We start from the raw sequence: 22,767 nt of genomic DNA, 5'->3' as shown, positions 1-22,767 counted from the left end.
TCTTTGTGCAGATACTTCAAGGTTTGACCTCTGTATCTGCACATTAACCGCCTCTTTGTGCAGATACTTCAAGGTTTGACCTCTGTATCTGCACATTAACCGCCTCTTTGTGCAGATACTTCAAGGTTTCGCCTCCGTATCTGCACATTAACCGCCTCTTTGTGCAGATACTTCAAGGTTTGAGCTCTGTATCTGTACATTAACCCCTTCTTTGTGCAGATACTTCAAGGTTTGACCTCTGTATCTGCACATTAATCGCCTCTTTGTGCAGATACTTCAAGGTTTGGCCTCCGTATCTGCACATTAACCCTCTCTTTGTGCAGTTACTCCAAGGTTTCCCCTCCGTATCTGCACAAACCTTTATATACCTTAAGTTGGCGATAACTGACTTTCATCTTTGTTGGTGGCGGAGCGACAGCCGGCCATGGGCGTTTTATATAAAAGTTACTTTATCGTAGTATGCGGAATTCTACTTTCCGCGAGCGAACTCTTTATGTGGCTATTTTTGTACTTGCCTTAAACACTCATCCTCATCAGCCAAAAAACCACCCGTCATCCGGGTGGTTTATCGATATAAATCGTTATTCATTAAGGCTTATAATCGACACCTTTTGTGTAGGTATTCCCTGCATTCCAGAGCAAGAATTCTTCTATACCCGCTTCATTTAAAGCTCTAATTTGCGCCTCTACTTCCTCGACACCATAAGGGATATAATTCCCTGCCCCTAACCAGCTTGCTGTGAAGTCTTGAATCCAAGGTCTAGAGACAGGAGGCTCATCTAAAGCTCCTAGTACTTCATTTTCGACTTCTGCGTAGGCTTTTGTTAATTCATATGGCTGCGTATCTGGCTTATCAATGCCAAAATATGGGGTCCAATGACTTGGATAAATCATCGAAGAAATGACATCGACATTTTCTGAGATCTTAGAAAAGTTCTGTCCGATACCTGGTGCCTCTGAAATCGTTGCAGCATAACCAAAAATATCAACCGAAACATCGACATCATATGAAGCTAGCCTGTCCCTTGCATAAGCCACAAAGTCCGTTACGGCTGCTACTCTTTTTTCGGTGTCATCTCCTTCACCACTCCAATAATCGCCACCGTCATAATCTAGCTGGTCAAACATCCGTTCAAACCCTTCAGGGAAACGAACATAATCAAATTGAATCTCTTTAAAACCTAGTTTAGCTGCTTTTTCTGCAATATCTACATTGTATTCCCATACCTCTTCTAAGAATGGGTTCACAAATGCTTCATTTCGATTATTCTTCCATACTTTATTTCCATCCATAAATGACCATTCTGGCTTATTCTCTGCTAGGACAGAATCTTTGAAAACAACAATACGAGCAATTGGATAAATCTCTTCTTCTTCGAGACGTTCCATCAACCCTTCAATATCACTAATATAGTTTTTCGCAATATCTGTATAATCGGAATCTGCTTCAGGGTGGTAAGTCAAATAGCCATGATCTTCTTTAATATCGATAACCATCGAGTTTAAATCAGTGGTATTAATTAAATCTACTAGTGAATCAAACCTTGCTCCTCCTGCAGAATGTGCGGTTACATAAATGCCCCGTACACCGTCCTCTGGATATTCAAATTGATAACTCGGTTGATTTGTAAATCGCGCAAGTACTTCAGGTACCTGTAGTAACGCTCTTGCTTGTGTCGCAAACGAATGATTCAATGCGAAGCTATTATCTGTCGCATCTTGTTGAACCTCTTCATTCTCCTCTTCTGACTGAGCGGGTTCACTTTCACTTTCCTCTTCACCTTCAGCCATAACAAATGCTGGTATAGCTAGCATTCCTAACATAATGACAAGACTTAGAAAAAACTTCTTCCCCATTTTATCACGCCTTTTTTGTATGTTTTGCTCAATCCTCATCCTTCGCATCCCAATCTTCAGGGATCTCCTCTAGCTCCGCTAACACTTGCTTTCTTTTTAAATCCAACTGCTCTTTGTGCCAAATAAATTGCTTCTTATTTAACAGATATTGCTTACCATCAAAGACGGCTTGGACTTGTCCATTTTGAATTTTTTCAAACAAGTATTTCTCGCTAACCCCTAAATAATCAGCAAGCTCTTGTAACGTTATGTACATCTTCTAATCCCCCTTATCATTGGATCGGTAAGACATAGAAGAATATTAAAAGAAAGTGTAAAATACTTCCTAATAAAACGAACATATGCCAAACGGCGTGATGAAATTTAAAGCCACGCCACACATAAAAAATCGTACCAGCCGTATAGGCAATACCTCCACCAACAAGTAACATTAACCCAGCTGTAGGTAGTGTATTAACCAATGGCTCCACGGCAATGACGACTAACCAACCCATAACAATATAAAAGAGCGTGGATACAAACATATATTTTTTGACAAAGAAAGCCTTAAAGACTATACCCGCTATGGCGAGTCCCCAAACAATTCCAAAGATTGTCCAACCCAAAGCACCTTGCACAACGACAAACATGAGCGGTGTATACGTTCCCGCAATAAATAAGTAAATCGATGAATGGTCCAAAATTTCAAAAACATCCTTGCCCTTACCTTTTGGCAAGCTATGTAATAAAGTTGATGACATATAAAGTAAGACCATTGAGACGCCGTATATCGTAAAACTAACAATATGCCATGCTGTACCATATAAACTCGAAAACACAATCAATAAAACTAAAGCCGCTATACTTAGAATGGCCCCAATTCCATGTGTTATAGCATTAGCTATTTCTTCCACTTTTGAAAAAGTATGCGTCTGTGATAACATACAAATCACCTCTTTTTATCTATCACTTTTAGTATATCAGAAAATCGGGTATACAATGGTGAAAGAAGATATAAAATTTGGTTAAAATATCCGTTGCATCCAAGCCGCCATCTCTATATAATAGAAAAAATATTCTCATTTACTAAGTCAAATAAGCGGCTGGACTTATGAAAAAATAGACAAGGAGGAAAGCGATGAGATATGTTACGTTATTGGATTTATATACCCACAGAATCACACAAAAATATGTGAATCGTTCAGGTATGGCTCATGCGATCTCAACAGCTTACCATGCCTTTCGTCTTGCTAAACAATATGATGTTAATCCTGATTTGGCCACCAAAGCGGCATTTTTACACGATATTGGTCATTATATGTGGTATCGAGACGGAAAATGGGATTATGAGTTATACAAGCGGAACGATATACACGCAATTAAAGGGGCGGAAAGAGCGCATAAGCTTCTTATTCGCTTAGGTGAACATCCACAGCATGCTAAAGAGATCGCTTTGGCTGTTCTTTTGCACACAGATTCCTATTTACCCGACGGTCAATTGCAGTTAACTTCTTTACAAAAGGTTGTTGCCCTAGCAGATGAAAAAGATGAAGAACCAAAAGGTAATCATCACTACCGAACGATATCGGATAAACGAGCTCAACGTATGTTAGAACAGCTCGATCGCCTCGTCGATGAGGCACTCACCCCTTTACCATTCGAAAAGAATTCATAAGCATCACATGTAACTCTTGTTAGGTCATTTTCCAACAAGAGTCTACATCCTCTACATATTTGTTCGTCCTAAAACAAAACTGCTTCATCATCTGAACGGTATCAAATCTTCTATAATTTGTTCCGTTAACATTCCATCAATTCTTTGTGTGATCATTCCCTCTTCATTAATAACAAGCGTTGTCGGGATACCTATGATATGATAATCATTCATAATTTTTCCATCACTATCTAAAACAGGATCAAACTCCACTCCATAATGCCTAAGGAAAGGCGGGATTTCTAAAAGACTTCTTTCTTGATTGGTTAAATTGACTGCCACAAATGTGACATCATTGGCCGTTAACTTTTTCTCTAACTCAGCGATTAATGGCATCTCTTCTTGGCAAGGATGACACCAAGTCGCAAAAAAATTCACGACTACTTGTTTACCGCGTAAATCTTCTAGGTCAAAATGTGCGCCACTTAATGTTTGACCAGAAATATTAACGGATAAATTACCGATATTAACTCCTTCTTTTACCTCATTTGCCATAACTTCATCAACATGATGAAAAATCGAATCAAATTGTTGATAGAAAAATCCAACACATACCACTGCTGTGATTAATCCAATTCTTTTCATTATTTTAAACCTATTCATCTGACAACCTCCAAAAGGAACATACTTCTGTTTTTATATTCAGGTACAAATCCGTTATAATAGACTTTTATACATGTAAAAAGAAAGGAATGTATCCATGACCAAAATACAAATTTTTCAACTGATCTTTTTATTACCATTACTTGCTTTTATTTTTTATACGTATTTCAGTGGGGAAAACAACCTCATTATCTTTACTATTTTAGCTCTAATCAACCTTGCCCTCTGGATTGCACGCCAAGCGGAGCGTCGTAAAACGGCAAAGGATGCTCCACCAAATACTTGAAGATATATTTGGTAATTTCCTTAGACGCATCCGGTTTCTTATAATGATTCGCACGAGTTATAAGATGTTCCCTCATTACACGGTTTGTTAAAACAAGTTGTATGTCATGAAGAAGTTCAGTTGTAGATTTAGAGAACAGTGCCACTCCCCACCTTTCTAAAATATGAGCATTTTCTTCTTCATGACCCGCAACTGGTTCATATATAATCAAAGGTGTTTCATTGGCCATCGCCTCACTAATGGTTAATCCACCAGGTTTTGTAATTAATACATCACTAACTTTCATATAAGCAATAAAAAGAGACGTAAATGGTTGTACAATAATTTGATGCTTACTTGTCATTTGTTTAATTTTCTTCTCCATGTGACTATTATGACCAACCATACATAAGACAGTTATTGGCTCAGCTAATAATTCCAAAGCAGCCAATATTTTCGGAAAATCAATTAAGCCAGTTCCTCCACTAGCAATCATGACCGTTGCTTGTTCTTTTTTAACTTGTAATTTATTTTTTAGGAAATCAACGTCAGCATGTATGGATTTTTTACTAATCGGAATACCCGTTTGATAAACCGTTTGATGGGTTGCTTCTGAAAGTTGTAGCTGTTCTTTTGCGGTTTCATCAATTGTAAAAAGAACATCTACTTCATTCGTAATATAACTAGGGTGAAAACGATAATCTGTAATCACACTAAAAATCGGAAAACGTAAATCATACTGTTGCTTAATATGGCTCGCTATCCAAGTAGCTAATGGATGGGTCGATATAACAAACGGCACCTGATTTGACGATAATGCTTTCCCTAATGCTAGGCTTATCCACTTTACATGTTTATAATCTTTCACTTTATCTTTTGTATATTGCTTGAAAATCTGCCTCCATAATTGCGGTTTATGACGAATCATCATCATATAAGAAGAGCGTAATCCTACTTGCAAAAGCGATGGCATCCACGATAATATATCAATTAATTCAGGCTCAAATGAACTTGAACTGATGATTTCTTTTTGCAATGACAAAGCTGCCTGTTCATGGCCATGTCCAAACGACGCAAATAATATAATTGGCTCTGACTTCATACACGCCCAACTCTCTTAAATAAGGTCATTTTACGCTTATACTTTTTAATATACAGAAATTAGAGGAAATTATTCTTAAATGTAGCCAGTTTTAAGCAATAAGTTTACCTTTTGCTCTATTTTCGGTTAAGATAATATGGATGAAACAAGGAAAGGATGAATAACTTGAAAACAGTTTTTTCTGGTATTCAACCGAGTGGTACACTTACGCTCGGAAATTATTTAGGAGCAATGAAGAATTTTGTCGATATGCAGGAAGATGCAAATTGTTATTTCTGTATTGTTGATCAACACGCGATCACCGTTCCACAAGACCGTTTAAAGCTCAAAGAAAATATTCGTAGTCTTGCCGCTTTATATTTAGCTGTCGGGATTGACCCGAAAAAATCGACTTTATTTATCCAATCTGAAGTACCTGCCCATGCCCAGTTAGGCTGGATCATGCAATGTGTCGGATATATCGGCGAGCTTGAACGAATGACTCAATTTAAAGATAAATCAGATGGTAAAGATGCGGTTTCTGTTGCCTTGCTTACATACCCCCCTCTCATGGCTGCTGATATTCTCTTATATCAAACAGATATCGTTCCAGTGGGAGAAGATCAGAAACAGCACTTAGAGTTAACACGTGATTTAGCAGAGCGCTTCAATAAAAAATATAATGATATATTTACAATCCCAGAGGTGAAAATTCCAAAGGTTGGGGCCAGGATTATGTCATTAAATGACCCGAGCAAAAAAATGAGTAAATCTAACCCTAATCCAAAAAGCTTCATCTCGATGCTTGATGAGCCAGCTACCATTAGAAAAAAAGTAAAAAGTGCTGTCACGGATACAGATGGTGAAATTCGCTTTGACCGTGAAAATAAACCGGCAGTCTCTAACCTTCTTTCTATTTATTCCTTATGCACAGGCTTATCTATTGATGACATTGTAGCGAAGTATGCAGGGGTAGGGTACGGGGACTTTAAAACAGATTTAGCAGAAGTCATCGTTGCGGAACTTGAACCGATTCAAAACCGCTATCACGAATTAATCAATTCAGAGGAGCTTGATCAAATTCTAGACATCGGAGCAGAAAAAGCAAATCGAACGGCTTCAAAAATGATCAGCAAAGCAGAAAGAGCGATCGGCCTTGGCCGAAAACGTCGCTAACCATAACAACCCAAACACAAAAACACCTTCCACATTCATGCCTTGTGGAAGGTGTTTTTTCTATTCACCAGATAACTCGATTTCAATTTTCAAAAACGGACCAAAAAGCAAGGATTCATCTTTAATCGAGCAAGCATTAATTCTATATAAAACGCTCATGACGAAGCTCAAGTTCACTTCTCCACCAACAAAGGTGAAAGTAGTGGCGACTTTTTAAACAGTTGGCTCGTTTACAGCTCCATAACTATTAGGAGTCGTACGAACAAAAAGGGAGCAGTGTCCTGATAAGTTATCTATCGAACCAGCTAACTTAAAGGCACAATCCAACGCACCTAACTACACTTCCATACAAAAAAAACGCTTCCTGCATCTAACCTACAGAAAACGTTTCTTCATTTTAATATCCGTTTGTTTTTCTCCAAACTTTCCCAACAAAAAATGAAAGTCCTAAAGTTCCTACTAATAAAACAACGGCAAGGATTTGCATAATTAAGTAAGCAAAATTATCCCATGTTTCCATAATAAAGACTCCCCCTCCTTACACTTATTCTTATCTATTATAGGAGAGTTCATCCATGATGTAAACGATACAAATAGTCGGAAGATAACAGTTCACAATTTCGCCTCTTATCACTCCCGTTATTTTACCCCTTCACCATGCTCTAAATCCCACAACTTCTCAAAAAACGCTTGTCCTTTTACGAGCGACTGGCACAGCTGATGATGCTTTTCTGTCCAACCCCATTTAATCTCATCATATAATTTGTCGGTCACTTCTTCTTTACTCATCATTTGAATGGAAGAATATTGATCTGGTGCCCATTCTGTATACCAATATTTCATCTCCGCATCTTCACCAGATGTAAATAATTGGTCTAATGCCATGTAAAGTATTTGTTTTAACTGTCGCTCTTTTCTCGTTAAGCCTTGCATATCCAACGGATCGGGAGATAACAGATGATATTCCTTTTGCTCTAGATCCATTTCTAATTCAAAATATTCTAATTCGTTTTGCTCCAATAACTCAAAAACCAACTGCTCCTGTCGCGGTGATAATCGACTTTTTCGAATCGGTGTTTTATACCCCATCGTATCGACTGCTATCACTCTTTGACCATCTGTTGCAATAAAACAATAATCTAGCTGCACGCGTGTCATATTTTTTCTTAAATAACTTTGATTATGAACCGTTTTTAATAAATAATCTGGTAAGTCCGCCAAATCATTCTCGATGAAATGAAACAATACGTCTGATACCCGAATAACGATAACTTGATCGAGTACTTCAACACGATCTTCACTCCTCCACTCAAAGAAATGACATACGTTATAGCCATTTTCTTCCCCTTCAAACCAGTTCACCCATACATCTCTCATCTGGACCATTGATACTCCTCCTACTCTGAAAAGATTTGTACCCTCAGTATGGTCAAGCACTACCCAATTTATTCCACGATTTAATATTACAATTCAAAAAGAAAATATAAGAGATTCATTTCGAGAAGCTAGACTTCTTGTATATTGTCAGTGCAGACATAGATAAAAGTTCTTTTGTAGAATAATGATTCTTTTCTATTACATTGTCTACGATCATATATCCAATCGAGTAACCTAACATCCTTGGGATCCCTGCTTTCCTGTCTCCGTTTAATAAATGGCGGTAATTTTTTCTCCCCTTTAATAGAAGGTGATCCCGATAGTAATAGTCAAATAAAACTAAACACTCTTCTAAATTATAATTATTTACCCATGGAGCTAAAGCCTTTTGTCCAACCTCCTCCTTGACAGCAACCTCTGCTAACCCTTCCATTATTATTGATTCTAATAAAGTGATCGTTTCTTCTAAGTTTTTTGTTCGTTCCAAGCGGCATATATGATGATATTCATGAACGATTAACGAAAATAGTTGTTCTTTTTTTATAAATGGATCTATAAATAAACAAATCATTGACTCCGTTGAAACTCCTGTTTTTCCACCTACATCCCTGATTAAATCTTCACGTTCACGTTCAATTGGTAAGATAAAAATAGGAATATCTGGACCCTCCCACTTTTTTCTAAGATGAAGGAATTTTTGCTGAGCAACTTTCCACAAATTCTCTCTAAATGGCTGATTGTCTAGACTTTTTACATTCACATTTGGATGAACTAATCCTAGTGCTAAGAAGTAATGATGAAGTTCATTAACCTTATGTTCACGGAAATAATCACTAATCGGTTTTATGAACAATTTTTGCTGCCATAAAAAACGCTCACGCTCCGTTTTTTTCTCATTCCAGAATTTCATGTAATATAAAAGCCATTTATCGGTCCTAACCACTCCCAATCCAAACGCCTCCCTCACCTTACTTAAATGTTTATGCAACTGATTTTAAGGAATTCACAGCTTTATCAATGAACATGCCAAAAAATCTTTGAATTCGACAATTGATCATTTATCCATAAATGATGTTTTAAATCAATTTTGTACTAACCTCGAAAAAGACATGATCCTATTTACTTCATCCTTAATCAGCCACAGTTTGTATTTTTCCATTGATACAAATTAAATAAAACCAAAAGCATTTTTCACCTTTGGTTTCAAAATTAGACCCTTTAACCATTGTTAATAACTAAATTTTTAACAAAGGAATGGATGGTTTCGTCTTTTTAGTAGGTTCTTTTTGACGATTACCATGATTTTTATTTATTACTTCTACTGCCACAATTGCTTCACGACAAATCGTAATAACAGAACGGTCGTGTTGATTGAAATTATATAAAAAAACTTCATCACCAATAGCCTCAACAAAATACCCCTTAATCGATTTTGAGCATTTTACATACACGATGACAAATGAGTTTTTTTCAATTCTTTTAAATAGTGCGTGACCATGACGCTCATTTCTATTCTCTTCTTTTTTTTTGATTTGTTGGATAGTGGATGTAGACTCTCCACACATTAATTCATCCCAGTCCATTTCCCTCCTCCTACCTCCTGAATTTATTAAATAAAAACCCATGATGTTATCATGGGTTCAAAGAAATACTATCTTTCTTAATATTGGTCATGATCCTTGCATTTTTTATCATCATCACATTGTTTATCATCATTACTATGACTAACTTTTACAGCTACAATATCATCACAACAAATCGTAATGACCGAATGACATTTTCTATCAAAATCAAACAATGTTGCTTCCTTTCCATTCGCCTCAATGAAAAATCCTTCCACCGGTTTAGAAGCTTTTAAAAATACTTTGACAAATTGATTTCTCGATACATGTCTAAAAAACGTATCACAGTCACAATCATTTCTTCTATTATCATAATTGTTGTTATAACCACCATAATTATTGTTATATCCACCATAATTGTTATATCCCATAAATTGTTTTCCTCCTCAAAATAATTTAATATATCTGATTCAAAACTATCGTTTTAGCTTGGTCATTGCTCTTGATATATTTATCAAGATTGACCTAAAATAAATCAATGATTACGTTACATTTAATACTTGAAAGAATTAGATAAATTAATAGTCGTCTTTGTCATTACATCTTTTTTCATTTACATGATTGACTGCAACTGCCACAATATCATCACAGCAAATTGTAATGACCGAATGACATTTTCTATCAAAATCAAACAATGTCGCTTCTTTTCCATTCGCCTCAATAAAAAATCCTTCGACAGGTTTAGAAGCTTTTAAAAAGACTTTAACAAATTGGTTTCTTGATACATGTCTAAAAAACGTATCACAATCACAGTCATTATTTCTTCCTCTTCGTCTGTTATCTCCATAATTGCCGTAGTTCCCGCAACTTGAACATCCCATAATGCACTAACCTCCTTTCAAAGTATAGTACATCTTATGCAGGATTCTTCTTGATGTATAGACAAATCTATCAGGTGCAAATGCATCAATTGTTAGAGGATAGGCTATTGATAGATGAAGTGAAGGTCAATGGAGACATGGTTCCTAGACAAATGCACAGGGACTAGCAAAAACGAATACACTACGATATAGTCAGACGTATAAGTAGGTGGGACAATGAATGAGGATTGGCAGTATTTGCTTCTTATTGCGGTAGGTGCCCTTATTTTTTTTAGCTTCGCATTAGGAATTTGGAATGAAGGTGGAGACACATCCCCACCCAACCCTATTTTTTCCTTTAATGTTTAGAAAGGGAGGGGAATATTCATGTATGGGTATGGTCCATCCGGCTCGAACCCTTTCTTTAATCAATCTAATCAGACCAAACAGGCAAATAAACAACAAGGTCGCCATAAAGATAACCAGCTTTCTCCTAATGAATTGGCTGTTATTGCCGCATTAATTACTAAAGCTTTAACGGTCCAATCCATTTTGATCGATAGGGAGCAAAATATTCAAATTCTTTTGGAGGGTTCATTAAAAAAACGCTCAGAGCTTGACCGTATTATTGATGAGATTCGTGATGTACCTATTGGCGATTTTATTTCTTCCTTAATGAATCAAAAGTAAAAAGAGCTGCTCAACCATTAATTTATGGATTGAACAGCTCTTTTGTATGAAAGTGTATCTAGGGACAATGGTTAGTGCCATGAAGTTAGCTCGTCATCCATCTCTCGATAAATGACCTTAGTAGGACAGTGCTCCCTGTTTATTCAGGCCGACTCCTGATGGAGATCGAGTTGTAAACGGGCCAACAGTTTGAACAGTCGCCACTACTTTCATCTTTGTTCGTGGCGAAGTGAATTGGCTTCGTGATGTGAGTTTTATATGAAAGTTACTTATGGGCGATGCTACCGAAAAACTTTCCGGCTTTTCCTACACCACTCAGGCTATATTTATGGGTGATGTCTCCTTTAGTCTTAAAATTTCATTTTCCATTGGAATGTTTGCTTTTCTTTTTGATATTCATAGGTCAGCTTTGCGTTAAATTTGTTGCCATTTTTACTTGTTAAGCCCTTCACTTCAACGATTCCATCTTTAAGTAGCGTTTTGACCATTGTTTTTGTAGTTTTTTTCTTCATGGCCTTCAAATAAAAATCATTTTTCCAGACAACAAATTTGCAGCCACTTTTCCAATTGTTACAACCAAATCCTTTTCTCCCTTCAACTACATTGTGCTGACAGAGTGGACATGTACCTAATACTTCTTTAGATATTGGACTAGATGCACGTGAAGATCTTTTTGCCAGTTTAACAGGTAATAGCCTTTCATCATTTTTTAACTGCTCTACCGCTTTATTTGTAAACTGATAAATAAATGACATAAATTGCTCTTTCGATACTTTATCTTTTTCCATGTCAAATAAAGCTTTTTCTAGTTTCCCTGTAAAGCTTAAGTTCAATAACTGCTGAATCGGAAATGTCTCTACGAGTGCTTTGCCCAAAGGCGTACATATCAATGATTTTTTATTTGTTGTGATATAACCAATATCTTTCAGTTTTTTGATCGTATCTGCCCTTGTTGCTGGAGTTCCAATACTAAAACCAGATAAAACTTCTGTTACTTCAACTTCATCCTTTATTTGTTTTCCGCAAGTTTCCATCATACGCAGTAACGTCTTTTCAGAATGCGGCTTAGGAGGCTGTGTTTGATGATCCGTTACTTCAACTCCTTGCACTTGAACACGCTCACCTTTTTGTAAAGCTGGTAAGATGACTTCATTGGTATTCATTTGTTCGACTTGCTTCCACCCTAAACGCAAAACTCGTTTCCCTTTAGAATAAAAATAACCCTCAATATTCGCATCGATAATCTCTGTATTTACAACGGTTTCTTCATATTCAAATAAAGGCATAAACTGCATGATAAAACGATTTTTAATTGCCGTATAAACCTTTTCCTCATCAGGAGTTAACCTTGTTGGTTTCATATATGTTGGAATAATAGCACTATGACTTTCAACCTTTTGATTATTAAATATCCTCTTGGATTGATGGAATTGAATCTCATTTTGAAAGGGGTAATCAACCTTCATTTTTTCGAGGACCGATTTCGTTTTTCCTTTGAGGCTTTCATCTAATGCTTGACTCGAGGTTCTTGGATAAGTGATAAACTTTTTTTCATATAATGCTTGGGCAACTTTTAAAACTTTATCTGCTGACCATCCGGCATACCGATTCGTCATATAACCTTGTAAATTGGTTAAGTTAAATAAATAAGGAGGATATTCTTTCTTATTTTTCCTTTCTACCTTTTTTATTTCGCCGAATTTTGATACAAGCTGCTGTTTGATTTCTTCTAACTTTTTCTTTTCTGGGAATTGCTCTTTCTCCTTTTCACGATAGGAAGCTTGAAAAACGGTGCCATTCTCAGTTAAAAAGTCAACTTGAAGCTTAAAATAATCTTCACTTGTAAATTGAGCAATTTCCTGGTCTCGGTCATAAATAATCTTAAGCGTAGGCATCAGCACTCGACCAATATTGAATACTTGTTTGGAACCTTGACCGTACTTTAATGTTGCTACTGACGTCAAATTAATACCTAATAACCAATCTGTCCATTGTCGGCTCATCCCGGCATTGAGCAAAGCTCTAAGGTCTTCATTAGACTTGACATGCTGTAAGCCTTGCAATACCTCTTGTTCTGTCCACTCATTTAATAAAAGTCGTTTTACTGGTTTATGAATGGGTCGATGATAAATAATACTATCACCAATTAATTGTCCTTCCCGATCATAATCACACGCAGATATAATCTCAGTAACATCAGGTCTTCTCATCAAACTTTGAATCAATTTAAATTGTTGCAATGCTTTATAATCGGTCTTCGTACGATTCGTCCGACTACTTTTTACTTTATATTGAAATTTCGGTGGTACAAATGGGAAGTTCTCCATTTTCCATCTTTTCATATCAGCTTGATAATCTACCGCATCATAGAGTTGCAACAAATGGCCAAATGCCCACGTAATAACAAAACCTTTTCCTTCAAAGAAACCTTCTTTTTTGGTCTTTATCTTTAAAGCATCAGCTATATTTTTGGCAACAGATGGTTTTTCAGTAATAATACATTTCAAACAGTATCACCTCTTGTCATCACATTCTATTTCTAACAATCAAAAAAAGAAAGCCTTCAATTCACCTGATAGCTTTCTAAACATGTCATATATAATTTTAACAAAATTTCTTATATTCCTGCAAAAATAATGAGACTCAATGTTCCAACGATAAATAAGATGGACAATGTCTTCACAAGCTTACCTTGAGCCACCATACACTCCTCCTCAATCCATATCCAAGCTTAATTATATAGAGATTTGTCCAGAAAAGGAATCCTAATTTCAACATTTTATAAAATTATTTATATCCATTTAAAACTCTTCGCATTGTCCTGCTAAGGTCATTTATCGTAAGATGGATGACGAGCTAACTTCAAGGCACAACCCGTCGCCCAAGGTAACATGCATACAAAACATAGAAAATAATAACAAAATTAAAATTGATAATAATTTGTTGTTCAATTGCACATCCTTTGGTATGATGTCGGTATTATCATGTCGTAATAAATGGAGTGAAAGACGACAGGTCTGATGTCTTTTATTAAAGGAGCCTTAGTCTGATGACAGTGAATCTAACTATGAAATCTACAGAAGCTTATAGCCATTTCACCCGTACTGAATGGTCATCGTTAACGAAACCGAAACATGCTAATTTATCAACCCAGGAAATTGGATTATTACAAGGAATTGATCAAATTATATCAACAGATGAAGTAAGTGATATTTATTTACCACTTTCTCATATGCTTTATGTTCAAATGACGCACTCAATGAAATTACACCAAGAAATGAACCTATTTTTAGAAAGAAAAACAAAAAAAGTACCCTTTGTAATTGGCATTGCCGGAAGTGTATCCGTAGGAAAAAGTACAACCGCACGGCTTATCCAAGCACTAATTTCGCAATGGCCATCCAAACCTAAAGTGGACCTCGTCACAACCGACGGTTTTTTACTACCAAATGCCACTCTAACAGAACGTCAATTAATGAAACGTAAGGGCTTTCCTGAAAGTTATGATATTGAAAGTTTAATCGAATTCTTAACGGATTTAAAATCAGGCGCCCCATATATGGAGGTGCCCATGTATTCGCACCTCACCTATGACCGTCTTCATCATGAGAAACAAATTATCAATCAACCAGATGTCGTCATCGTTGAAGGTATTAATGTTTTGCAAGTTAATAAAAAGAAAACAAACATCCCGATGATTTTTGTATCCGACTTCTTTGATTATTCGATTTATGTCGATGCCGATGAATCAAACATTAAGCAATGGTATATTGAAAGGTTTAAACTTTTACAAAATACAGCTTTTCAAGACCCGAGTTCTTATTTCCACCAACATCGCAACCTTTCTACTGATGAAGCCATCGCTTTTGCAACAGATGTTTGGAATACAGTCAACAAAGTTAACTTAGAAAAAAATATCAAACCAACCAAATACCGTGCCGACCTCATATTAAAAAAAGGGACTGGACACCGTGTAACCGATATTAAGATCAAAAAGACCTAATCATTTTAATGATTAGGTCTTCAACTTTTTATTTGGAAAACAGCTGGCTTACCCAGTCCCAAAATCGTGTAAACAAGCCTTGCTCTGCTTCTTTTTCCTCAAGCTCAGCTTTTGTTAGGATTGGCTCCACTTCAATTTGCTCTAAAGCCACTTTCTTAATCGTTCGGTCATTATCACCAACAATAGCTAATTTATTGGCAGGAGTAAGTTCATACTCGATTTGCTCATCTAACATTTGCGTAAAATAAACATCCTCTTGAACGATATACTCTTCTCCATCATCAGAGAAAAACTGCTTATTTTCAGGTACTTTGCCCGTTTCAAAATGCTCAAATCCATAATTCAACAATTGAATCGTATCTTGATAAGCGGTACGGGCATTGGCTGATTTTAATGTTACCGCAATAAATTCTTGATCATCACGTTCGGCAGAAGTTACTAACGTATAGCCTGACTGTGAAACGAACCCGTTCTTCACACCAGTCGTTCCTTCATAATCCCAAAGAAGCCGATGGTGATTATAAAGCGTTGTCTCCCACCCTTCTCCAATCCATTCCATATCTTTTGTACTGACGATTTCTTGAAATGTCTCATTTTTCATCGCATATTGAGTGATTCGAGCCATATCAAGTGCCGTTGTATAATGATCCTCATCAAACAAACCATGTGGATTTGTAAAATTGGTATTCTCAACACCAATCTCTTCTTGAACGAAATCATTCATCCTTTTGGCAAAGGCTTCTTCACTTCCATCCATATGTTCGGCAATAGCCGTACCAGCATCATTACCTGAATTAATAAGTAATCCTTGTACTAATTTTTCTAGTGTTACCTCTTCATCTTCTAATAAATAAACACGTGTCCCAATGACTTCTGTCGCTTCTTTACTAACTTTAACGATATCTTCTAAATTTCCTTGTTCAATTGCAATAATCCCTGTTATTATCTTGGTGATACTAGCAGGATACATACGCTGTTCCGCTAATTGATCATAAAGAATTTCGCCACTTTTTTGATCAATTAACAAAGCGACCTCACTATGAAATTGAAAGTTTGGATTCGATGTGGCTTCTACATTTTTATCAGTCAGACTAAGGCTAAGCACAACAATACCAAGAAACACATATATGATTTTTTGCCTAAACAACAGAAGTCCTCCTCACAAAAAATTCTCTCAAAAATTAGACTAAAAGAATCTAATTACAGTTAGATAACACAAAGATTACAATTCGATAACAAATCAGTTAAAAAGACCTAATCCTAATGGTATACTTACGTTATTTTTGATCTATTTCCTAATTATGTATAAAAATACCCCAGCCTTCAGAGACTGAGGTATAAATTGACTATGATTGCTTAGCCTTTAAAAAGTTGAACAAACATTTTTCCATATGGTCCACCATCAACAACGCCGATTCCAACCTCTGTATAATTACCATTTAAAATGTTTTCACGGTGTCCTTGTGAATTCATTAATGCTTGGTGTGCCGCGTTGACATTTTGGTTCCCCGCTAAGTTCTCACCAGCGGTACGATAAGAAATACCAAATTGATTTAACATATCAAATGGAGAGCCATATGTTGGTGAATTATGAGCAAAATAATTGTTATCAATCATATCTTGAGCTTTAACTCTTGCAACATGTGTTAATTCTTGATTAATTTTTAATGGTGCTAAACCTCTTTGTTGACGCTCTTGGTTAACTGCATCTACCATTTGTTGCTCTTCTGCAGATACAGAAGCTTGTTGCTCCTGCTCTTGTGGTTGCTCTTCTACACTAGGCTCTTCAACAACCGGTTGCTCTTCTTCTGGAGCGGGTGCAGGCTGTTCCACTTCCTCTTTAGGTTGCTCTACTTCTGGTTGTGGTTCAGGCTTAGGTACTGGCTTTTCCTCTGGTTTTGATTGAATTTCTTCCTTAGGTTCATTGTTTACTTGTTCTTCTTTCGGCTCTTCCTTCACTGTATCTTCCGGTTTTTGTTCGATAGGTTTCTTCTCATCACTATCTTTATCAAAATAGTCACCGAAAATAAATGGAACAACTACTTTCCAAACATGTGCTTTCATTTCATTACCATTTAAAATTTCAGCTAACTTTCCTTCTGCCCAAGCTGAAAGATTCTCCATGTCTGCTTGATTCAATTGAACCGTTTGGTAAGAGAACTCCTTTTTAATTGGTGTCAATGTATGATGGGCATCTGCTTGTGCAGAAAAACCAGTAACAGCGATTGTTGCTGCTAAAAATGATGTTGCGATCATCTTTTTCATATAAACTTACCTCCTGAGAAATTTAATTTTATGTCTTGCCTGTTTTGAATACTAGCATAACGAAATCATAGCTGACTATGGAAAAAGATTCATATTATCGATCCATATTTTAGAATTATTTCATTTCATTATGTTAGACTTTAAGCATATTTAAAGCCATTACTAACGTTCGAGCCTAATAAGCTAACTATAGAAAATTCGCTTCGTTATCGTTATGTTACAAAAACGTAATAGTTCATACAGAACTGTAAATTTTGCTCTTAACACGTGCTATTACAGGAATGCCACCAATCTCCCATCGAAATGGTAACAATTTCTTGCCCTAATTCACTTTTCTTTATGATAGATTTAATTTTGATTGTTTTTTTGAGGCAATCAATAACCTTTCTATTATTAAAAGGAGGAATCATAGCATGAAAAAAATGCTTATTACATTAACAGCCGCTTTTTCATTTGCTTTCTTATTTACAAATGATGCCAAGGCTGCAACAACACATGAGGTTAAACGAGGAGACAGTTTATATTTGATTGGACAGGAATATGGCGTTTCTGTACATGCTTTAAAAGAAGCAAATACTAAATCTGGGAACATGATTATGGTTGGTGAGACGCTTTCGATTCCAGAATCTATCTCTGTCGAAGAAATGGATCTTCTTGCAAGACTTGTTCGAGCTGAAGCCGTTGGTGAACCTTATGCAGGAAAAGTAGCGGTTGCTACAGTTGTTTTAAATAGAGTAGACCATAAAGATTTTCCTAATACGATTACTGAAGTTATTCAAGAAGTAACACCAAGTGGGCATTATGCGTTTACGCCATACATGAATGGTGAGATTAATCAAGCAGCAGATGAAGAATCAATCCGTGCTGTACGCGAGGCTTTAGCCTTTAACGGTCAAGGACAAGGCTCTATCTTCTTCTATAACCCAGCTATCGCTACAAATCATTGGAATGCAACACGTACAGAAACGGTTACAATTGGTAACCACGTGTTTTCTAAATAAATGATATTCTACACATGTAAAAGCCGCTGATATTTTCATATCAGCGGCTTTTTGTATGAAAGTGTACTTAGGAGCGATAGTTTGTGCCTTGAAGTTAGCTGGTCATCTATCTTGCGATATATGACTTAACAGGACACGGCTCCCTTTTTGTGCGTGCGACTCCTCATGGTGATGGAGTTGTAAACGGGCCAGATGTTTAAGAAGGCGCCACTACTTGGTGGCGCTGATCTAATCGCAATTCCGGTTAGGACTTAGCTCGCTATTTTCTTGCCGTATCGTGTCCATTCATCTATTGCTACTAAATCACTCGACTAGAATTTTAGATTTTTTTCACATAATACATTTCATCTACGTAGACGTCGCCGACTTTTAAAGCATTTACTTCATAGGCGTACCTTTGAAATCCTTGCTTTTCATAAACTTTAATGGCCTGTTCATTTGTGGCTGCTACCACAAGCTGGATTTGTTCTATCCCTTCACCTTTAGCCTTCTCCATCACTACTTCAAATAGAGCCTTTCCAATTGATTGCCCTCTAACCTTTTCTTTCACATAAAACCTTCCGATCATGGCTTTGTGCGCCATCTTTTCAATCGGATAAAAACGTAGTGAGATGATTCCTACTAATTGTTCATCTACAAATGCACCAAACACAGGTTGAGATCTATTTTCTAATTCTTGTTCATAAAAAGAAAGGTCCCGATCACGTAATTGCTCAAAGGAATCAGCAAACAAATAGGGCTCTTTCTCCAATGCTTCTAAACGAATTTGTTGATAAGTAACTTGGTCGCTTTTTAATACTTGTCTGATATTCACAAATAAAAACCCTTCCTTTTGTCATTCTTGATGCTACATCACAAACTTGTTTCATATTTTTAAAAAAAGGAATATAAAAAATATACTACTAATATGAGGTGATAGCCATGTCACGAATTGACCGCTCATTAAAAGCAAATCGAATCCATGAAATGTATGTACAATTATACGATAAAGATTCATCCGTTCAAGCTGTACAAGGCTTAAGTCAAATACAAAGAACTAGAAATGATGCAAAACCCCAATCTGAGAATAAACTCATCGCTTACGACCATTATTATCGCTATTCAAATACACAGCATTCACTCAAACTAGTTCCCCACGTTAAAGAAAAGTATAAGCAAATTACTCAACATCTTCAACACTATGATCATATTAAAGGTACTCAATTCTATCCAAGGTTTCTTCAATTATTCCAACAAGAACAACAAAAAGAAGGCAAGTCTGTCAGTCAATCTTTTATTCATGAAAGCTCCTCTCTACTCCAAAACCTCATTCAAAATGACATTGAACCTTATGAAAGCTATGTATCATCCATTTCTGCTCATGAATGTAAAGGTCTTTATTTTGAAGCAACCATGTAAGAACGGCCTACAATGATTTTGTTAAATTTCCATCTATATAATACAATAGTAGAAAAAGTATAGAACCCTATGCTTGTACTTGGGGGAATAACCTTGATTATTATTCATTCACATACACAGCTAGACTTTGACGGCTTCGCTTCTATGCTAGCCGTCCAAAAGCTTTATCCATCAGCTAATATGGTCTTACCAGAAAAGCAAAAGCCAGAGCTCAAACAATTCTTAGGCCTACACCGAGATTCTTTTCAACTATATTCGCCAAGGGAATTCGACTGGTCCCTTGTTACAACCATTATTTTAGTGGACACAACAAATATCAAACGAACAGAAATACCAACAAAAAAACTTAGTGATAACGTATCCTTTATCTTGTATGATCACCATCCACCAACGCCATTTCCGTATCCTGTCCAGCAGGATACGATTACTCAAATTGGAGCTACCGTTACCATTTTGCTCGAAAAAATAATTGAACAAAACATCCCGATCTCTGCATTTGAAGCGACGATATTTGGTCTTGGTTTATATTCTGATACAGGTGCCTTTACATATGATTTAACGACTGGACGTGACCTTGAGGCGGCCGCTTATTTATTTCATCATGGTCTTGACTTATCCATTATCAATCAATTCGTCTCACAATCGTTTACTGATATGGAGCAAGAATTGTTTGAAACCCTTTTACATAGTAGTCATAAAGAAGAAATAGATGGGATTAGTTATTTTATTGCTACACACGAACAACAAGATTATACGAATAACCTTTCTTTTTTAACGCGTAAAATTCTTGATACGATTGAGGTGGACGCAGTATTCTCCGTTGTCAAAATGGGCAAACACGTTTATGTAGTCGGTCGCTCAGATAGCGAACAAGTGGATATCCGTTCCGTGATGATTCCTTTAGGTGGAAATGGGCATGAAAAAGCGGCTTCTGCCACCTTGAAAAATACGGACCTCCAACAAGCTACCACCATATTGGAGAATGAATTATCCGCTATGTTGAAACCTTCTATTACGGCAAAACAAATGATGTCTTCTCCTGTCAAATCTATCTTAGAAACGAAAACCATTGACTTTGCAGGACAAGAAATGCAAAAATTTGGTCACAGTGGCTTACCCGTTTTAAATGACCAAGAAAAATTAGTAGGGGTAATTTCAAGACGGGATGCTGATAAAGCACTGCGTCACCAGTTAGGCCATGCTCCTGTCAAAGCTTATATGACAACATCATTAGTCACGATTGAAGAAGACTATCCTTTAACAATAATCCAAGATTTAATGATGCAAAATAATATTGGCCGATTACCTGTTGTTTCAAACGGAAAGCTAGTTGGTATTGTTTCACGTTCAGATGTGATTGAGGTCCTTTATAACCATACGTACCGTGAACAGTTACAGAAAAAGGCGGAAATTGAACATATCGATAATATGACCAGTTACCTTCAGAAGGCTTTACCAGATGAAGTCTACGATTTTTTACAGATTATTGCTAAAGAAGCGGATCATCGTCACATTCATGCTTACTTAATAGGTGGTATTGTTCGAGACTTACTGTTAGAGAGAGCTAATGAAGATATTGATATTGTTATTGAAGGCGATGCTATCACATTTAGCGAACATATTGCTACGCTCATGAATGGTGAAATCCAAAGCTATCCATCTTTTGGAACAGCCACTTTAACATTAACAAACGGGCATAAGATTGACTTTGTCTCAAGTCGAACAGAATATTATCATGAACCAGCTTCCCTACCTACCGTTACGTACTCACATATACGTGAGGATTTAGCTAGACGAGACTTTACGATTAATGCGATGGCAATAAAACTGAACGAGTATGACTTCGGTAAAGTCCTTGATTTCTTTCAAGGACGTCAAGATTTAGCTAAAGGCAAAGTACGTGTTTTACACACCTTAAGTTTTATCGAAGATCCTACACGCATTTTCAGAGCTGTTCGCTTTGCTCATCGTTTTCAGTATAAGCTCGCCAAACAAACATTAGAGCTTGCTCAAAATGCACAATTTTCATTAACGAAATTAAGCAAGTCAAGGATAAAAAATGAACTTACTTTAATGACAAAAGAGCAAAATTGGTTATCTATGCTTACTCATCTAGAAGAAATGAATGTGTGGTTCAATATCTTCGGAGTAAATCCAACTCAAGAGGGCTGGTCCTTATTAAAGCACCTTGAGCATAAAGAGGAAAGAGATGTTTTACTTTTACTAACCGCCCTCTACTTTTTCAATGAAGATGTATTCTCTCAATTAGAACAATTTGCATTTAGTCAAGAGGAAAAAAAGTTCATTCAAGATTTAAAGGTATTAAAAGAAAGTGAAACAGACGTGGACTCCGTTGTTAATCTTCACTTATTTGCTCGCTTTATTCCAATAAAGACGATGCAATTTTTTGCCATGGCCAGTCAAAAGCCATTATTTAAAGAGTACATCCAAAAACGAAGTCATTTATCTGTTTTACTAAAAGGTGCTGATTTACTTGAGCTCGGGTTTAATCCTAGTCCCCTCTTTAGCGAAATGTTGCTTGAATTGGAATTACAGCAACTTGCTCAAACTGTTACGACAAAAGCAGAAGCGATTAAATGGCTGCAAAAGCATTATCAAATTAAATGAATGAGCCTCATTAGTTATTCAAAAAAGCGGGGGTCTTATGGAAAACTGAGAGATTCCCCTAAACCACTGATTAATGAAAACCCACCAAATAAAGTGCAAACCACTCGTTTACCTATGTTAGTGAAGGAGTGGTTTTGTTTTGGCTACTTATCTCAGCTTGCATTGTTATTTCTTACCTCTTCCTACAACACTCCTGTTCCTTTTTACTTCAGAGTGTTGTTACTTTCCATCTCTTTTCATCAAACACCCTCTCCTCTACAAAAAAACACCCTGAGTGTTAGTTGAGAAGCTAACTTTCAGGGTATTAG

General features: G+C 36.5%; 23 protein-coding genes. 8 read left to right on the top strand and 15 right to left on the bottom strand.

Annotation, left to right across the window (positions count from 1 at the left end; translation table 11 throughout):
• Positions 1-588: 588 nt before the first annotated feature.
• The 3 genes from PQ479_RS11680 to trhA are packed head-to-tail and all read right to left on the bottom strand — an operon-like array spanning position 589 to position 2,780.
• Entirely contained in the window at positions 589-1,857 is a 1,269-nt protein-coding gene (locus PQ479_RS11680) for a putative glycoside hydrolase (protein WP_047990526.1), read from the bottom strand.
• A gap of 28 nt (positions 1,858-1,885) precedes the next feature.
• Positions 1,886-2,113 carry an excisionase family DNA-binding protein gene (locus tag PQ479_RS11675; RefSeq protein ID WP_047990487.1) on the bottom strand — a complete coding sequence of 76 codons (228 nt, stop codon included), beginning with the start codon at positions 2,111-2,113 and terminating at the stop codon, positions 1,886-1,888.
• A 16-nt stretch (positions 2,114-2,129) separates the two neighbouring features.
• Complete coding sequence (gene trhA, locus PQ479_RS11670) at positions 2,130-2,780, bottom strand: PAQR family membrane homeostasis protein TrhA (protein WP_047990486.1); 651 nt, start codon at positions 2,778-2,780, stop codon at positions 2,130-2,132.
• A gap of 194 nt (positions 2,781-2,974) precedes the next feature.
• Here trhA and PQ479_RS11665 point away from each other — a divergent pair, with 194 nt between their 5' ends.
• The gene (locus PQ479_RS11665) at positions 2,975-3,511 is read left to right on the top strand and encodes an HD domain-containing protein (RefSeq protein ID WP_047990485.1); all 537 of its coding nucleotides are present in this window, start codon (positions 2,975-2,977) and stop codon (positions 3,509-3,511) included.
• 87 nt (positions 3,512-3,598) lie between these two features.
• On the opposite strand, the gene PQ479_RS11660 is transcribed toward PQ479_RS11665, so the two are convergent.
• The gene (locus tag PQ479_RS11660) at positions 3,599-4,153 is read right to left on the bottom strand and encodes a TlpA family protein disulfide reductase (RefSeq protein WP_047990484.1); all 555 of its coding nucleotides are present in this window, start codon (positions 4,151-4,153) and stop codon (positions 3,599-3,601) included.
• A 212-nt stretch (positions 4,154-4,365) separates the two neighbouring features.
• Positions 4,366-5,520, bottom strand: coding sequence for an MGDG synthase family glycosyltransferase (locus PQ479_RS11655; RefSeq protein ID WP_047990483.1), 1,155 nt, complete (start codon positions 5,518-5,520; stop codon positions 4,366-4,368).
• Positions 5,521-5,685: 165 nt separating this feature from the next.
• On the opposite strand from PQ479_RS11655, the gene trpS reads away from it, so the two are divergent.
• The gene (gene trpS / locus PQ479_RS11650; protein ID WP_047990482.1) at positions 5,686-6,675 is read left to right on the top strand and encodes a tryptophan--tRNA ligase; all 990 of its coding nucleotides are present in this window, start codon (positions 5,686-5,688) and stop codon (positions 6,673-6,675) included.
• Positions 6,676-7,072: 397 nt separating this feature from the next.
• Here trpS and PQ479_RS11645 read toward each other — a convergent pair whose 3' ends face one another.
• The 6 genes from PQ479_RS11645 to PQ479_RS11620 form a co-directional block, all read right to left on the bottom strand.
• A complete protein-coding gene (locus PQ479_RS11645) occupies positions 7,073-7,195 on the bottom strand; it encodes a hypothetical protein (protein ID WP_273716995.1) in 123 nt (40 codons plus the stop codon).
• Between the two features lie 119 nt (positions 7,196-7,314).
• Positions 7,315-8,061 (bottom strand): YjbA family protein, encoded by a 747-nt coding sequence (locus tag PQ479_RS11640; RefSeq protein WP_047990481.1) that lies wholly within the window; start codon positions 8,059-8,061, stop codon positions 7,315-7,317.
• 106 nt (positions 8,062-8,167) lie between these two features.
• Positions 8,168-8,995, bottom strand: a complete 828-nt coding sequence (locus tag PQ479_RS11635; protein WP_273717002.1) for a DUF2268 domain-containing putative Zn-dependent protease — start codon at positions 8,993-8,995, stop codon at positions 8,168-8,170.
• Between the two features lie 292 nt (positions 8,996-9,287).
• Positions 9,288-9,635 carry a hypothetical protein gene (locus PQ479_RS11630; protein WP_047990480.1) on the bottom strand — a complete coding sequence of 116 codons (348 nt, stop codon included), beginning with the start codon at positions 9,633-9,635 and terminating at the stop codon, positions 9,288-9,290.
• Positions 9,636-9,712: 77 nt separating this feature from the next.
• Positions 9,713-10,045 carry a hypothetical protein gene (locus tag PQ479_RS11625; RefSeq protein ID WP_047990479.1) on the bottom strand — a complete coding sequence of 111 codons (333 nt, stop codon included), beginning with the start codon at positions 10,043-10,045 and terminating at the stop codon, positions 9,713-9,715.
• Positions 10,046-10,192: 147 nt separating this feature from the next.
• On the bottom strand, positions 10,193-10,495 hold the full coding sequence (locus tag PQ479_RS11620; protein ID WP_047990478.1) for a hypothetical protein: 303 nt from the start codon (positions 10,493-10,495) through the stop codon (positions 10,193-10,195).
• A 216-nt stretch (positions 10,496-10,711) separates the two neighbouring features.
• On the opposite strand from PQ479_RS11620, the gene PQ479_RS11615 reads away from it, so the two are divergent.
• Positions 10,712-10,843, top strand: coding sequence for a hypothetical protein (locus PQ479_RS11615; RefSeq protein WP_273716994.1), 132 nt, complete (start codon positions 10,712-10,714; stop codon positions 10,841-10,843).
• Between the two features lie 18 nt (positions 10,844-10,861).
• Entirely contained in the window at positions 10,862-11,164 is a 303-nt protein-coding gene (locus tag PQ479_RS11610) for a hypothetical protein (RefSeq protein WP_047990477.1), read from the top strand.
• Between the two features lie 350 nt (positions 11,165-11,514).
• On the opposite strand, the gene PQ479_RS11605 is transcribed toward PQ479_RS11610, so the two are convergent.
• Complete coding sequence (locus tag PQ479_RS11605; protein WP_047990476.1) at positions 11,515-13,671, bottom strand: DNA topoisomerase; 2,157 nt, start codon at positions 13,669-13,671, stop codon at positions 11,515-11,517.
• 542 nt (positions 13,672-14,213) lie between these two features.
• Here PQ479_RS11605 and coaA point away from each other — a divergent pair.
• Positions 14,214-15,167, top strand: a complete 954-nt coding sequence (coaA, locus tag PQ479_RS11600; protein WP_047990475.1) for a type I pantothenate kinase — start codon at positions 14,214-14,216, stop codon at positions 15,165-15,167.
• A gap of 28 nt (positions 15,168-15,195) precedes the next feature.
• On the opposite strand, the gene PQ479_RS11595 is transcribed toward coaA, so the two are convergent.
• Both PQ479_RS11595 and PQ479_RS11590 read right to left on the bottom strand, forming a co-directional pair.
• Positions 15,196-16,314, bottom strand: a complete 1,119-nt coding sequence (locus tag PQ479_RS11595) for a D-alanyl-D-alanine carboxypeptidase family protein (RefSeq protein WP_083991355.1) — start codon at positions 16,312-16,314, stop codon at positions 15,196-15,198.
• Positions 16,315-16,523: 209 nt separating this feature from the next.
• Positions 16,524-17,432, bottom strand: coding sequence for a CAP domain-containing protein (locus PQ479_RS11590; protein ID WP_047990474.1), 909 nt, complete (start codon positions 17,430-17,432; stop codon positions 16,524-16,526).
• Positions 17,433-17,845: 413 nt separating this feature from the next.
• Between PQ479_RS11590 and PQ479_RS11585 the strand changes: the two genes are divergently transcribed.
• Positions 17,846-18,433 carry a cell wall hydrolase gene (locus PQ479_RS11585; RefSeq protein WP_047990473.1) on the top strand — a complete coding sequence of 196 codons (588 nt, stop codon included), beginning with the start codon at positions 17,846-17,848 and terminating at the stop codon, positions 18,431-18,433.
• 319 nt (positions 18,434-18,752) lie between these two features.
• On the opposite strand, the gene PQ479_RS11580 is transcribed toward PQ479_RS11585, so the two are convergent.
• A complete protein-coding gene (locus tag PQ479_RS11580; protein ID WP_047990472.1) occupies positions 18,753-19,247 on the bottom strand; it encodes a GNAT family N-acetyltransferase in 495 nt (164 codons plus the stop codon).
• 107 nt (positions 19,248-19,354) lie between these two features.
• On the opposite strand from PQ479_RS11580, the gene PQ479_RS11575 reads away from it, so the two are divergent.
• Together PQ479_RS11575 and PQ479_RS11570 are read left to right on the top strand one after the other, a co-directional pair.
• Positions 19,355-19,831, top strand: coding sequence for a hypothetical protein (locus PQ479_RS11575; RefSeq protein ID WP_047990471.1), 477 nt, complete (start codon positions 19,355-19,357; stop codon positions 19,829-19,831).
• Between the two features lie 93 nt (positions 19,832-19,924).
• Complete coding sequence (locus PQ479_RS11570) at positions 19,925-22,459, top strand: CBS domain-containing protein (RefSeq protein ID WP_053070522.1); 2,535 nt, start codon at positions 19,925-19,927, stop codon at positions 22,457-22,459.
• The last annotated feature ends 308 nt before the right edge of the window (positions 22,460-22,767 follow it).

The organism is Alkalihalobacillus pseudalcaliphilus (assembly GCF_028610675.1).
Classification (GTDB): Bacteria; Bacillota; Bacilli; order Bacillales; family Bacillaceae_D; genus Alkalihalobacillus; species Alkalihalobacillus pseudalcaliphilus.
This window is presented reverse-complemented; position numbering and strand designations above follow the sequence as displayed.

Excerpts from the sequence above, each read along its gene's own strand:
- PQ479_RS11680 (WP_047990526.1), bottom strand. The coding sequence starts at position 1,857 with ATGGGGAAGAAGTTTTTTCTAAGTCTTGTCATTATGTTAGGAATGCTA.
- PQ479_RS11675 (WP_047990487.1), bottom strand. The coding sequence starts at position 2,113 with ATGTACATAACGTTACAAGAGCTTGCTGATTATTTAGGGGTTAGCGAG.
- trhA (WP_047990486.1), bottom strand. The coding sequence starts at position 2,780 with ATGTTATCACAGACGCATACTTTTTCAAAAGTGGAAGAAATAGCTAAT.
- PQ479_RS11665 (WP_047990485.1), top strand. The coding sequence starts at position 2,975 with ATGAGATATGTTACGTTATTGGATTTATATACCCACAGAATCACACAA.
- PQ479_RS11660 (WP_047990484.1), bottom strand. The coding sequence starts at position 4,153 with ATGAATAGGTTTAAAATAATGAAAAGAATTGGATTAATCACAGCAGTG.
- PQ479_RS11655 (WP_047990483.1), bottom strand. The coding sequence starts at position 5,520 with ATGAAGTCAGAGCCAATTATATTATTTGCGTCGTTTGGACATGGCCAT.
- PQ479_RS11645 (WP_273716995.1), bottom strand. The coding sequence starts at position 7,195 with ATGGAAACATGGGATAATTTTGCTTACTTAATTATGCAAATCCTTGCC.
- PQ479_RS11640 (WP_047990481.1), bottom strand. The coding sequence starts at position 8,061 with ATGGTCCAGATGAGAGATGTATGGGTGAACTGGTTTGAAGGGGAAGAA.
- PQ479_RS11630 (WP_047990480.1), bottom strand. The coding sequence starts at position 9,635 with ATGGACTGGGATGAATTAATGTGTGGAGAGTCTACATCCACTATCCAA.
- PQ479_RS11625 (WP_047990479.1), bottom strand. The coding sequence starts at position 10,045 with ATGGGATATAACAATTATGGTGGATATAACAATAATTATGGTGGTTAT.
- PQ479_RS11620 (WP_047990478.1), bottom strand. The coding sequence starts at position 10,495 with ATGGGATGTTCAAGTTGCGGGAACTACGGCAATTATGGAGATAACAGA.
- PQ479_RS11615 (WP_273716994.1), top strand. The coding sequence starts at position 10,712 with ATGAATGAGGATTGGCAGTATTTGCTTCTTATTGCGGTAGGTGCCCTT.
- PQ479_RS11610 (WP_047990477.1), top strand. The coding sequence starts at position 10,862 with ATGTATGGGTATGGTCCATCCGGCTCGAACCCTTTCTTTAATCAATCT.
- coaA (WP_047990475.1), top strand. The coding sequence starts at position 14,214 with ATGACAGTGAATCTAACTATGAAATCTACAGAAGCTTATAGCCATTTC.
- PQ479_RS11590 (WP_047990474.1), bottom strand. The coding sequence starts at position 17,432 with ATGAAAAAGATGATCGCAACATCATTTTTAGCAGCAACAATCGCTGTT.
- PQ479_RS11585 (WP_047990473.1), top strand. The coding sequence starts at position 17,846 with ATGAAAAAAATGCTTATTACATTAACAGCCGCTTTTTCATTTGCTTTC.
- PQ479_RS11575 (WP_047990471.1), top strand. The coding sequence starts at position 19,355 with ATGTCACGAATTGACCGCTCATTAAAAGCAAATCGAATCCATGAAATG.